The sequence below is a fragment of the Bacillus sp. HMA207 genome (assembly GCF_003402455.1).
Classification (GTDB): domain Bacteria; phylum Bacillota; class Bacilli; order Bacillales; family Bacillaceae_G; genus Bacillus_A; species Bacillus_A cereus.
Genome location: NZ_BEZT01000002.1, coordinates 240,698 through 253,940, shown reverse-complemented (window position 1 = coordinate 253,940; position 13,243 = coordinate 240,698). Strand labels below are relative to the sequence as shown.

Sequence of the window (13,243 nt, the reverse complement as noted above, 5' to 3'; positions counted from 1 at the left end):
CTTATTTCACCTCTTGCTGTAATTGTGTAATATAATGTTTTGTCGCTTTCTTCCAATCTTGTAATGGCTCAAATCCATTATCAATTAATTTCTGCTTAGACATACGTGAATTTTTAGGACGTACTGCACGAGTAGGATATTCTTCCGTTGTAATACTATTTACTTTTACATCTTGTCCTGCAATCTCAAAAATTTCTTGTGCAAATTCAGCCCAACTACAGAAACCTTCATTTGTAGCATGATATGTACCATATTTCTCTGTTACAACCATATCAACTAACAAACGAGCTAAATCATACGTATAAGTTGGTGATCCTATTTGATCTCCCACAACGTTCAGTTCATTACGTGTTTCACCTAAACGAAGCATTGTCTTAATAAAGTTATTTCCATTAATACCGAATACCCACGAAATACGCACAATAAAGTTGTTATCTATTAAACTTCTAACTACTTTTTCACCCTCATGCTTTGTTAAACCATAGTACCCAACCGGATTAGGGGCATCAGTTTCTACAAATGCATGAGTTCCTTCTCCATCAAATACATAATCTGTACTAATATAAACAAATTTAGCATTTAACTTTTTTGCTGCTGTAGCAAGATATTTTGTACCTTCTACATTTACATTCCAACAAAGTTCTTTATCATCTTCAGATTTATCAACAGCCGTATATGCTGCACAATGAATAATTGCATCTGGTTTTACTTTATCTACAAATTCATAAACCGCAGCTTCGTTTGTAATATCTAAATCTTCTATTCCAATACCTTGCATTTCTAGCCCTTGCTTTTCTCCACGTTTTACTACGTCATATCCAAGCTGACCATTATAACCGGTTACTAAAATTTTCATTTTTTTACTCCCCGTATACAAAGTTTTTTTCTGCTTCTTTTAATGAAGGTGCTTTTTCGTCTTTTTCAGATAGCACCGGTTGAATTTCCATTGGCCATTCTATACCAACCTCAGCATCGTTCCAAATGATTCCTCGATCACATTCAGGTGCATACAATTCATCAACTTTATACTGCACCTCAACATCATCCGTTAATGTCATAAATCCATGTGCAAATCCTTTTGGAATTAATAACTGTTTTTTATTCTCAGCACTTAACTCAATACCGAACCATTGACCGTATGTAGGGCTTCCCTCACGAATATCTACTGCAACATCAAATATTGAACCACGTGTACAACGTACAAGCTTAGTTTGTGCTTTAGGATTTAATTGATAGTGTAAACCACGAAGCGTTCCTTTGGTTGCAGAAAATGATTGATTATCTTGTACAAATTGTAAATCAATACCTGCTTCTCTCATTGCCTGATCACTAAAAGTTTCCATGAACCAACCACGGTGATCCCCAAATACTTTTGGTTCAATTACCTTTACACCTAACAAATTTGTATCTACAATTTTCATTATGTTCACTCCAAATTAGTATTTAATACCACCGTTTGCTACTTTTAATAAATATTGACCATAGCCATTTTTAGAGCATTGATCACCCGATTCAATTAAAGTTTCTTTATTAATCCAGCCATTAATAAAACCAATTTCTTCAAGTGCTGCGATTTTAATTCCTTGATGATCTTCAACTGTTTTCACAAAGTTTGTTGCATCCACTAGACTTTGATGTGTACCTGTATCTAACCATGTATAGCCACGACCTAATAATTCAACCTCTAATTCGCCGTTCTCTAAATACGCTTCATTTATAGATGTAATTTCTAATTCACCTCGTGCCGATGGTTTAACATTTTTCGCAATTTCAACTACACGATTATCATAGAAATATAAACCAGTAATTGCATAATTTGATTTTGGCTCTTCTGGTTTTTCTTCTACGCTCAATACTTTTCCATTCTCATCAAATTCAACCACACCAAAACGTTCTGGATCATGTACATGATAGCCAAATACGGTCGCTCCACTTTCTTTCTGAGCGGCTCGCTGTAACATTTTTCTCATTCCGCTACCATAATAAATGTTGTCCCCTAGCACCATTGCTACAGAATCATCACCAATAAATTCTTCACCAATAATAAATGCTTGTGCTAGTCCATCTGGACTTGGTTGTACTTTATATTGAAGAGAAATACCAAATTGAGATCCATCTCCTAATAAAGCTTCAAAACGTGGTGTATCCTCAGGTGTGGAGATAATTAAAATTTCACGAATTCCCGCTAACATCAATGTAGATAATGGATAATAAATCATTGGTTTATCATATATCGGTAATAGTTGTTTACTTGTAACCATTGTTAATGGATATAATCTTGTTCCACTTCCACCTGCTAAAATAATACCCTTCATTTTTATGCCTCCATATGTTTCATTAGATTCAATCCTGTTATTTAATACTGCTAAAATAACCTTACAGTTATTTGTATAACTTCTTTAATCACCCTTTAAAGTATGCTGAATTATACGTTCACAATTCTTATCATCAAAAAATGCAAAATACTTTTTTCTTTGATATGAATAAATATCTTTTTTGTGACCTAATCCATAGTTTACTAGCTGTTTATCTATGCAAGAAACTAACTCATTAATTGAAAATACTACCTCACCAAATAGCTCTTTTTTAAAATCAATGTATGCTCCTCGCTCAGTTAGATATTTTTCTTGATCAAATTGATAAAAAATAATATTTTTTCTCATATAAAAGAAATCCCAACTTACACTTGAATAATCAGTAATTAATAATGAAGATGTAATAATTTTATTCGCAATATCTTCATCCTCCTTCAAAATTGTTACATTTGAACTACATTTAAACTCTTGAAGAAATGGGATTTTTTTCTGCATAAAAGGATGAAGCAAAATTTCTAATTTAAAACCAGTTTGCTCTAAGACTTTATTCAAATGATTGTTAGTAATTACTTCCTGAAGATTACTAACAAAATCTGATTTCATAAACTCTTCTTCTTCCATTTCATATAACCATTCGCGCCAGGTTGGTAAATATAAAATGGTTTTTTGAGGAATAGTATTTTTTTCATGGAACAACCTATCATACCTGGGTACTCCAGTAATAATTAATTTATCGGGGTCTAAGCCCCACTCTTTATGCTTAATTCTCTTTTCATTGTTAGAGCTACACACATAAAAATCTACGTCTTCAATTCCATCAAAGTAAATATTTTTTTTTAACCCTTCTATCCCATGACTAAGATGCACTCTAATAGGCTTACTCTTTTGAAATAAAAATCTATCAATAACTGGAGCAATATCTGTACTTAAAGAATGACTAAAGTAACAAACATCACAATTTAAATATAAGAGATAATTTTTTAAGCTCCCTAATTGGACTACCTCGCCCCCTATAATTGAAAGATTAGATTTAAATGTATTGCTAGCTACCCAGTAAACACTAACTCCCGGATATTTTTCTAATAGATATTTATGAATTACTGCCGAATTATCACTATATTTCTCTCCACAGTGTCCACCAACTAAAATAATCTTTTTTTTCTTTTTAAAAAATTTATTTATTAAGAGGGCAATAATTATAAGTGGAATATACTTAAACTTCTTATATTTACCATTCAAAATATTCTCTTTCATTTTTTTTCCTCTTTAATAGTATTCTTATCTTCATTTTTCATAATGACATATACCAGTATCGCTATAACGAAGTAAACATATATAACAGTACTAATCCAACTTGCAAATGGGTATGTAATTAAAAACACTACTAACCCTTTTAAAAATTTCGAGCTATATCTCTGTGTCCCAATCCCATTTAGTCCTTTAAATAATATGTACATATAAATTAACTGCATTAATACATAATTCACCATCCCGATATTGGCATAAGTATATAAAAAATCGTTATCTATATATAATTGACGTGAAGGTACTACTCCTGATCCAAACAGGATATGCGAAATACTAAAAGTAATTCTTTCAAATACCTCTTGATAACCAATTAACCTACTAATTAAAGTTTCTATATTAATATTTAAAAAACTTTCCGGAACAAGTCCCATCAAATCTTTTGCCAATATTACATATAAAAAGTTACTTATAAGCAAAATCACATATAAAATTTTCATTAGGAAAATCTTTGTAAATGAAATTCTATATAAGGATATTAATAAAATTAAAAGGAAGAGCCCTGTTACATAAATATTTCTTGTAATTGTCATGTATGCGCAAACTAATGTAACTAATATTACTCCGATAGCTTTTATTTTTTCTCTTCCAGTCGAAGAAAATAAATTATAGAAATAACTACTAAATAAAGCTAAAGCAAGTAGCCCTAAAGTTAATCCACTATCGGTCAGGCCAAATGCCCTTACTTGTGCTCCCATTGAATATAAAATATCACTCGCTGAACTTATACCATTTAAGTAATAAATTGTATTTAATACTGGTTCGCCCTTAAAGGTAGTTATCACAAAAGGCTTATTAAAAATATATTGGATAATACCTAGTAAACATTGGGCAAATAAAAATATAGAAAAAACTTTTTTTATATTTTTCTCTTCCATAAAATTAATATTTATACCCAATATAATTACAAATAAAGTAATCCAATAATATGAGAAGAAAACTTCTAACATCTTCTCAAAACCTTCCGATAAATTTACAAAAGATAATATAAAAATGGATATTAAAAATACAAATAGAATATAAAAAGCTTTTACTTTTGAGATAGTAATTTGTAAGCTCTTCTTAGAAACTAATACCCCCACCGTGATTGTAATTACATATAATAATATTACTATGCGCTCTTTTGATAAAATTCCAAATTTCTTTTCGCCAGAAAGTAAAAACAATTGTGTAATAGTTGTATTTCCTGCAATAATTAAAAGTAAAGTAACATATAAATATGTGAAATTTTTTTCAAGTTTTTTCATACTTTTTTGGGAAACAAAGTATTACCAACTCTTCTCTTTCCCCAATACTCCTTTTCTACCTTTATTAATAGCTTTCAATAATATTATATATCTTTTTAGACCATTAACATTTTTAGGCATATATTTAATAAACACAAAAAACATATATATAAATATATTTACATAATAAGCTACTATTGAATCTGCTATATAATTTTTTTCAAAGTATACTCTATTACGAATTGAATATAATCCTCTAGTTAATTCATTTGTTCTAAAGATCCCTTGAAACATTGGTACCTTCTCTTTTCTATACCATGAGCTTTCTAAATCAACAATTACACTATCGGTAACACAATATATTGCATAACCCTGATTAGTCATTCTATAAGTAAAATCAATATCGTCACAATATAAGTAGTATTCTTTCGTAGGTAAGTCTACTTGCTCCATAATAGTTTTATTCAAAAATAAACCACCATAAGGAACTGCTTCACACGCTAGTAAATTGGGATATCCTGTATCCTTTTTGCTGTATTTTTTTGATTTTTTAAACATCTTTTTTAATATATTAAATTCAAAAAAAGAGTTGCGTGTAAAACTTTGTCCTCCTGAATTTAATAATTCTAATCTATCATTACGAAAAGAGCTTAATATAATCTTTTCATCATCTAACTCTACTTGCATTTTCTTTAGTTTTTCTAATGCATCATCATTTGGCAGATTATCATCATCTAAAAGCCATATAAAATTACCTTCTTCTTGAAGTGCCTTTTTAATTCCGGCATTAAATCCTGTTGCAGACCCTTCATTATTTTGAAAGTGAATTGTTTTAATTTTATTAAATTCCTTTAATTTAACGTTCAAATCATAAGGAACCCCATTATCAACTAAAATGATACTATTAATTTCATCAAATCTTTCTAACTTGGCTAAAATTGGTTTTAAAAATCCCCATCTTTCACCATAGGTTACTATCACAACATCCACAGATGACTTTGAGATTAACTTCATTTCTTACTATCTCCTTTATTTTGTCAATGCTTGTACTAACATCTTCAGCTTTAAATACCAGCCTTTAGAAAAGTAAATTAATCTCCCATTTCTTAAAGTCCTAACTGTATGCCTTCGACCAGAGTGTATACTTGCTTTAACAAGATTAATTTTATTATCTTGTTCAACCTCTGTAATATAATTACTTTGACTAATTAAAAAGTTCTTATATCGATCGTATTTAACTTCTCTAAAAGACTCGAATGATAGATCATGCTTAATCTCTACATCCAAACAATAGCAAGAATATTGATTTTTCCATAATTGATGATAAGTATAATGGTCTAAATAATCTATAGGAAATTTCTCACTAAACCCACCTATTTTATTTAAAGCATTTACATTAAAAATTGAGCAACTGTTAATAGCAGTGTACCGATCGTTCAAAAGTCCATTGGGTTCTACTTCTGGTAAATCAAAACTGTCCCCCCAGAATGTTCTATTTACTTTTAAAGGTGAAATCATATGTGATTTACCAAATATTCTTGGTACATAAGCTCCAATTGAAGGATTATCATGGATATTTTCTGAAAAAGCATCTAAAAATTCCAATGTAATATCTGTATCCTGATCAGTCACCAAAAACCAATTATTCTCTTTTGGAGATTCCTTATTTATTCTTGTCAAGATAGAATTATAGGCCTCAGCTAACCCAATATTTTTATTTTCTGTAATGTATTGCATCGTTTTATCATTTTGACTATTCACTAGTTCTTTATTCCACTCTCTTACTTCTTCATCTATTGAATTATCAAAGATAAATACCTTTTCAAATAAATCTTTACGCATAGCTGCTATTTTTTTTATCTCATTATATGTTGGTGCATCTGTAATTTTTCTATTGTAAATAACAATAATTGCAAATAAGTTAAATTCACTCAAATTATCTTTCTCCTTTACCCGAGTATAAATGTGACTTTATAGATTGAAACTCTTTTATTACAACCACTAGTTCACATAAAAGTATTGCTATTGCTGTTCCTGGTGCTTTATATAACCAAGACAATATAATTCCCAGTGATAAATTTACTATCGCCCCATAAGTTACAGCAACTCTAACAGATACTTTATCATTTAATGGGATTAAAGTTTGTATCCCTAACAAATGACCCATGCTAATTAAAAATGGAATAAAGCTCATAATTCGAAGTGTTAAGATTTGATTATCGGTCACCTTTTCTCCGGTAATTAAAGTCAGAATCATTGGAGCTAATACAATTAATACTATTCCACCAATTAAAGTACAAACTGGCCACCATCCAAAGTATTTTAAAGATACTTTAAATTGCTCCATCTTATTTTTCTTCTTAGTTATCTCTTTGCATACAATTGGATACACCGCTTGTGAAATTGCGTTTGTAACACTGTTAACTAAACCTATTATTTTCTCACAGGTTGCATATATTCCCGCAGCGTAACTACCACCGAAGAATGCCACCACTATCGTATTCATAGTCGTATATAATACCCCAATGATATTAGAAAGAAATATATCTTTACCTTCTTCTATTTCTGAAAGTATTCTCCTAATACTAACTCTCTGAATTTTAATCCCTAATTTAATTACCACTATTTGAGCAATTACGCATATAATAATGGTTGGCACAGCATATACAATCCCTAGTAAGTAATAATCACTCTCACCTTTAATTAATAACAGCATTAATACTAACGTAAAGAGTTTTGAAATCACAGTTAATACCGATATATACATGAGTTTATTTAAACCCCTAAATAACCAGTTGGGTATTAATGACTGGAAAAAGAAAAAGCCGAAGAATCCAAAGTGAAGTATGATTGTCTTAGTATCCGCTGAAAATACATATATAATTATACTAACTGCTATAAAAACAATTATCCCCATCAAGCATTTAACAATATAGATTGCGCTTGCTAAATCATTATCCACTTTTTCTTTTATCGCTATTTTTTGTGTTGCTGTAAATGCAAATCCATAGTCAGAAATAATCAATAATATTTGTGCCACTGCTATTTCAACAGAAAGTATACCGTAATTTGATATTCCAATTGTCCTTAGTAAATAAGGAACTGTTATTAACGGAAATAGATAATTAACCAATTGAATTATGCCCATTTGAGCAATGTTTTTTACTGCCATACTATTTAACTTCATAATTAGACCTCTTAAATAACATTCAAAACATACTTATCTTTGAACTGATTTTTTTAATATTAATAAGCCCCTTTTGATGTGAAAAGAATAGTTACTGTTTTTAGTATAATATGAATGTCTGTCCCAATACTTCTTTTATTTATATACTCTAAATCCAATTCAACCATTTCTTCAAAACCTATATCATTTCTCCCACTTACTTGCCACAATCCAGTGCATCCAGGTATTACAAGCAGTCTTTGCTTATCATAATCTGTATATTGTTTTACTTCACGTGGCAATGGTGGCCTCGGTCCAACGAGGCTCATTTCACCTTTTAGCACATTAATTAACTGAGGAAGTTCATCAATACTAGTTTTACGAATAAAGTGACCAAAATTTGTTACCCTAGGATCCTTTTTCATTTTAAACATAGCACCTGAAACTTCATTATGTTCCAATAAATCTTTCAATTTATCCTCAGCATCTGTAACCATTGAGCGGAACTTATATATATAAAACTCTTTTCCATCTTTCCCGATACGAACTTGTTTAAAAAATACTGGTCCTTTCGGATCCTCATATTTAATAATTAAGCCTATAATTAAGAAAAGAGGAGATAACAACAACAATCCACATAACGATCCTATAAAATCTATGCAACGTTTAATCACTAAATATCCTCTACGAGCATTTACCGTTCCCACATCTATTTTTCTACTATTTAGCTTCGTTTCATCCCCATCAGATAATTTTAACAAGGTCAAAATTATTGCACCTCACTTTACAAATGTACATTTTCTTTTTTTACAAGTTCATTCATATATTTCATTAATTGATCCTTTAATTCACCATGTTGAAGCGCCGTCTCAATTATCGTTTTAATAAAACCAAACTTCTCTCCAACATCATAACGAATACCTTCAAAATCATAAGCGAATACTCGTTGAATTTCATTTAATCGTTGAATCGCATCTGTTAATTGAATTTCCCCACCTGCACCTGTTTGTTGATCTTCAAGGAACATAAAAATTTCTGGTGTTAATACGTAACGACCCATAATTGCTAAATTTGATGGTGCTGTCCCTTGAGCTGGCTTTTCCACAAATTGACGCACTTGATAACGACGGTCATTTTGTTCAATTGGATCGATAATACCGTAACGATGTGTTTCGTTTTCAGGCACTGTTTGTACACCGATAACTGACGACTGTGTACCTTCATATTGATCCATTAATTGTCGTAAACATGGTGTTTCTGCTTGGACAATATCATCACCAAGTAATACTGCAAATGGCTCATTTCCAATAAATTTACGAGCGCACCATACTGCATGTCCCAGCCCTTTTGGTTCCTTTTGTCTTATGTAATGAATGTTAATTTTTGAGGAAGCTTGTACTTTTTCAAGTATTTCATGCTTTCCTTTTTCTAAAAGATTTTGTTCTAATTCAAAGGAATGATCAAAATGATCTTCAATCGCGCGTTTTCCTTTTCCAGTAACAATAATAATATCTTCAATTCCTGATTCTATTGCTTCTTCTACTATGTATTGAATTGTTGGTTTATCAACGATAGGCAACATTTCTTTCGGCATCGCTTTCGTTGCTGGTAAAAATCTTGTTCCCAGGCCAGCTGCTGGAATAATTGCTTTTCTTACTTTTTTCAATTGTAGTCCCCCTGCATCCTTTTATTTATATGTAGCAATAACAAAAACCCTACCTATAGAGTCATACTTATAACTCCATAGGTAGAGTTTCTATTACAAATAAATTATGGGCATCCAACCCATCCTCACGTCATACTCCCGACGACAAGCGTCTAAGGTAGGTTCGAAAATAAATTTTCTACCCACAGCACGACCGAGTGCCCCCGTTGATAACGGTTAGGAGACATCACCCAAACTCTTCAATTAAAAAATACCGAACAATTTTTTACGACGAATTTGTCCTGGATCTTCTTTGTAAATTGCCTTTCCGCTAATTAATAAATATGGATTTTCTTTCAAATCACTCATAACATTCATTCCGAATTCTTTCTCAATTAATTCATAGCTTTCCGCTAAATGAAATCCTCTTGACGTTGTGTTATGTGCATCTGATGCGACCATATGGGTTAAATTATGTTCGACAAGTTGTAGTGAGAATTTTTTAATTTTCTTGCCAAATTTCCCAACCAAACTACCTGCTGTCACTTGTGTTAATGCGCCTTTATTTACAAGGTTATATAACTTATCTGGCCGCTCGATTAACTCGGCATTACGTTCCGGATGAACGATAATTGGAATCATTCCCTTTACACGTAATTCGTATAATACTTGTTCGGCATAACGTGGTACGTGATTCGATGGAAATTCAATGAATATATATTTATTTGTTTCATTTAAAGTAACAATTTTGCCAGATTCATAGTCTTCTAATAAATCGCCATATAACCTGACCTCTTGCCCGGGTAAAATGGTAAGTGGAATATTATGTTGTTGTAGTTCATCATTTAATTGTTTTATGTGATGAATAATTGAAGTACGTTCATTTATATATTTTCCATTTTGATGGTGCGGCGTTGCGACAATGGTATGTATTCCTTCTGAAACGGCTTGTTGTGCCATCGCTAAACTATCGGTTACTGTCTGTGCACCGTCATCGATACCAGGTAAAATGTGACAATGTAAATCTATCATTTGTTTCATCCTCCCTCTCTCCTATAAAGATCTTTTTTCCCTTGAATATGAGATATCGCTCATATTCAAGGGAAAAAAGGAGATAGGTTTCAACCATATCTCACTCTTTTAATTAGTTTGCACCGTAATAATAATATAAGCCTTGTTCACGTTCACGGTCATTTAGAACGACACCTAATAATTTACCTTTAGCCGATTCTAACAATCCTTTTGCTTTTACTGCTGTTTCTTTCTCTGTTGATTCACTACGAACAACAAGAATAGAAGCATCACATACATTTGCCATAATTTGCGCATCGGTTACAGCTAAAATTGGCGGCATATCAAAAATAACTAGATCATACATACTGTATACTTGTCCAAGAAGTTCTTTCATTGATTTTGAACCTAATAATTCTGCTGGATTTGGTGGGATTGGACCACATGCTAAAAAGCTTAGATTATCTATAGATGTCGTTTGTACACATTTCTCTAAACGTTCACTATGTGTTAATACATTCGTTAGTCCAAAAATGTTATCTACTTGGAACATTTGATGCATCGCTGGCTTACGCATATCCGCATCAATTAATAATACTTTTTTTCCTTGTTGAGCAAAAACAACTGCCATATTAGCTGTCGTTGTCGTTTTCCCTTCACTCGGATTCGCAGACGTGACCATTAATGAATGTAAATTCAAATCAACAGCTGCAAATTCAACATTTGTTCGAATATTACGATATTGCTCTGAAATTGGTGATTTCGGTTGTTGATGAGCAATTAATTGACGGCGTTGACGATGATTCTTTTTCTTTTTAAATAAATTAAGAGCCAATTGTTTGTCCCCTCACTTTTCTTGATGATGGAGCGTGTGATTTCACGTTCAATGTTTCTTCATCCATACGAGCGACAATACCTAACACCGGTAAGCCAAGTAAGTTTTCTACATCTTCTTCCTTTTTCACTGTGTTATCTAAGTATTCTAGTAAGAATGCAAGACCAATTGAAGCCATTAAACCAACAACGAAAGCAATTGCTACATTTAGCATTGGACGTGGTTTAATTGGAGAAAGATTTTCTGCAACTTCTGCTTTTGATAATACTGTTACATTATCAACACTCATAATTTTAGCAACTTCACCCTGAAACACTTCTGCAGTTGTATTAGCAATATCACGAGCTAGTTTGGGGTCTTTATCTTGCGCAGTTAACGCCACTACTTGTGAGTCTTTCTCGTTAGCTACTTCAATTTTCTTGTTTAGCTCTTGTACTGTTATATTTAAACCTAGCTTTTCTTTCACTTGATCCAAAATAACAGGACTTTTAATAATAACCTTATATGTATTTGTTAATTGAATATTTGTTTGTACTTCATTATACTGAATTGCTGCACCCTCTTGCTTCTTCTGATTCACAAGAATTTGCGTCGAAGATTGATAGATTGGTGTCATGAAGAAAAAGCTAATGATAGCACTTACAATAGCTGCACCAAAGGCGATTACGAGGATCATTGCTAAACGTTTTTTTAAGATATGAAATAACTCTTTTAGACTAATTGTTTCTTCCATAGGTTCCTCCAACTTTCTAAAATTTACACATAGGAAAAATTATAACATATAAATCTTACATTTTTTATTTTTAATAATTCAGTTCTATATTTGTTCACAAGAAACAAGTTTAATCTTACAAAATAATCTTAAATATGACAACACATTCCAATGATTTCCCAAAAATTTTATCATATCATGCTTTTTACACTGTATAACTTGATAAATAATTTTCAGAAAACAAAAAAGCCAACAAATTTTTGTTGGCTTTTTCATATTTTAGTAATAACCATACTGCTCTTTTTCTTCTCTTTTATCGTTCAAAATAACACCTAGTAGTTTTCCTGATGCTTTATCTAATATTTGTTTCGCTTTTACGATTTTATCTTTTTCTGTCTTTTCACTTCGTACAACGAGTACGATTCCATCACATTTATTCGCTAGTATTTGTGCATCTGTAACCGCAAGGACAGGTGGTGTGTCGATTAATATAATATCAAACATGTTATATGCTTCTAGCAACGTCTCGTCCATTACCCGGCTTCCTAATAGTTCTGCTGGGTTTGGCGGGATTGGACCTGCTGCCATTAAGTATACGTTCTCTATATCTGTTTTTTGAATGCATTGCATAAGTTTTGCTTTTCCTGATAATAAGTTCGTTAATCCATTTGAACTATGAATAGCAAATAAGTTTTGTATCGTCGGCTTACGCAAGTCAGCTCCAATTAATAAAACTTTCTTTCCTTGTTGTCCGAAAACAACTGCTAAGTTTGCGATTGTTGTTGTTTTCCCATCACCTGGATCGGCTGAAGTAACAATAATAGAACGAACATGATTATCTACAGATGTAAACTCAATGTTTGTACGAATGTTACGGTATTGTTCTGTAATACGCGATTTAGGCTCTTTATGTGTAATTAATTGTCGTAATGGTTTTCTTTTCTTTCTCCCGAACATATTCATAATCTCCTTTTGTGAAATGCGACATTTCCCTTTTCTCTCTCTTATGCTCGATTTCATACGTCTAA

At 31.7% G+C, this 13,243-nt stretch carries 14 protein-coding genes; all 14 read right to left on the bottom strand.

Going from position 1 to position 13,243, the window contains the following annotated elements:
• Position 1: 1 nt before the first annotated feature.
• The 14 genes from rfbD to HMAS_RS21725 all read right to left on the bottom strand — a co-directional run bounded on the left by rfbD (position 2) and on the right by HMAS_RS21725 (position 13,172).
• Complete coding sequence (gene rfbD / locus HMAS_RS21790) at positions 2-856, bottom strand: dTDP-4-dehydrorhamnose reductase (protein ID WP_048568638.1); 855 nt, start codon at positions 854-856, stop codon at positions 2-4.
• Positions 857-860: 4 nt separating this feature from the next.
• Positions 861-1,421 carry a dTDP-4-dehydrorhamnose 3,5-epimerase gene (gene rfbC / locus HMAS_RS21785; RefSeq protein ID WP_048568639.1) on the bottom strand — a complete coding sequence of 187 codons (561 nt, stop codon included), beginning with the start codon at positions 1,419-1,421 and terminating at the stop codon, positions 861-863.
• 15 nt (positions 1,422-1,436) lie between these two features.
• Positions 1,437-2,315 carry a glucose-1-phosphate thymidylyltransferase RfbA gene (gene rfbA, locus HMAS_RS21780; RefSeq protein WP_048568640.1) on the bottom strand — a complete coding sequence of 293 codons (879 nt, stop codon included), beginning with the start codon at positions 2,313-2,315 and terminating at the stop codon, positions 1,437-1,439.
• Between the two features lie 84 nt (positions 2,316-2,399).
• Positions 2,400-3,569 (bottom strand): CDP-glycerol glycerophosphotransferase family protein, encoded by a 1,170-nt coding sequence (locus HMAS_RS21775; protein ID WP_048568641.1) that lies wholly within the window; start codon positions 3,567-3,569, stop codon positions 2,400-2,402.
• Positions 3,566-4,867 (bottom strand): hypothetical protein, encoded by a 1,302-nt coding sequence (locus HMAS_RS21770; protein WP_048568642.1) that lies wholly within the window; start codon positions 4,865-4,867, stop codon positions 3,566-3,568. Before HMAS_RS21770 ends, HMAS_RS21775 begins: the two co-directional genes overlap by 4 nt.
• A 21-nt stretch (positions 4,868-4,888) precedes the next feature.
• Positions 4,889-5,860, bottom strand: coding sequence for a glycosyltransferase (locus tag HMAS_RS21765; protein WP_048568643.1), 972 nt, complete (start codon positions 5,858-5,860; stop codon positions 4,889-4,891).
• A gap of 15 nt (positions 5,861-5,875) precedes the next feature.
• Complete coding sequence (locus HMAS_RS21760; protein WP_048568644.1) at positions 5,876-6,781, bottom strand: glycosyltransferase; 906 nt, start codon at positions 6,779-6,781, stop codon at positions 5,876-5,878.
• A 1-nt stretch (position 6,782) separates the two neighbouring features.
• Positions 6,783-8,033: an oligosaccharide flippase family protein gene (locus HMAS_RS21755; RefSeq protein WP_048568645.1), complete on the bottom strand. Its 1,251-nt coding sequence runs from the start codon at positions 8,031-8,033 to the stop codon at positions 6,783-6,785.
• 59 nt (positions 8,034-8,092) lie between these two features.
• Positions 8,093-8,779, bottom strand: a complete 687-nt coding sequence (locus tag HMAS_RS21750) for a sugar transferase (RefSeq protein WP_048568646.1) — start codon at positions 8,777-8,779, stop codon at positions 8,093-8,095.
• Positions 8,780-8,796: 17 nt separating this feature from the next.
• A complete protein-coding gene (gene galU / locus HMAS_RS21745; protein ID WP_048568647.1) occupies positions 8,797-9,678 on the bottom strand; it encodes a UTP--glucose-1-phosphate uridylyltransferase GalU in 882 nt (293 codons plus the stop codon).
• A 243-nt stretch (positions 9,679-9,921) separates the two neighbouring features.
• Positions 9,922-10,689 (bottom strand): tyrosine-protein phosphatase, encoded by a 768-nt coding sequence (locus tag HMAS_RS21740; protein WP_048568689.1) that lies wholly within the window; start codon positions 10,687-10,689, stop codon positions 9,922-9,924.
• A 112-nt stretch (positions 10,690-10,801) separates the two neighbouring features.
• Entirely contained in the window at positions 10,802-11,503 is a 702-nt protein-coding gene (locus HMAS_RS21735) for a CpsD/CapB family tyrosine-protein kinase (protein ID WP_116345020.1), read from the bottom strand.
• Complete coding sequence (locus HMAS_RS21730) at positions 11,493-12,236, bottom strand: YveK family protein (RefSeq protein ID WP_048568649.1); 744 nt, start codon at positions 12,234-12,236, stop codon at positions 11,493-11,495. The genes HMAS_RS21735 and HMAS_RS21730 overlap by 11 nt, the downstream gene beginning before the upstream one ends.
• A gap of 258 nt (positions 12,237-12,494) precedes the next feature.
• Positions 12,495-13,172: a CpsD/CapB family tyrosine-protein kinase gene (locus HMAS_RS21725; RefSeq protein WP_048568650.1), complete on the bottom strand. Its 678-nt coding sequence runs from the start codon at positions 13,170-13,172 to the stop codon at positions 12,495-12,497.
• Positions 13,173-13,243 lie beyond the last annotated feature (71 nt).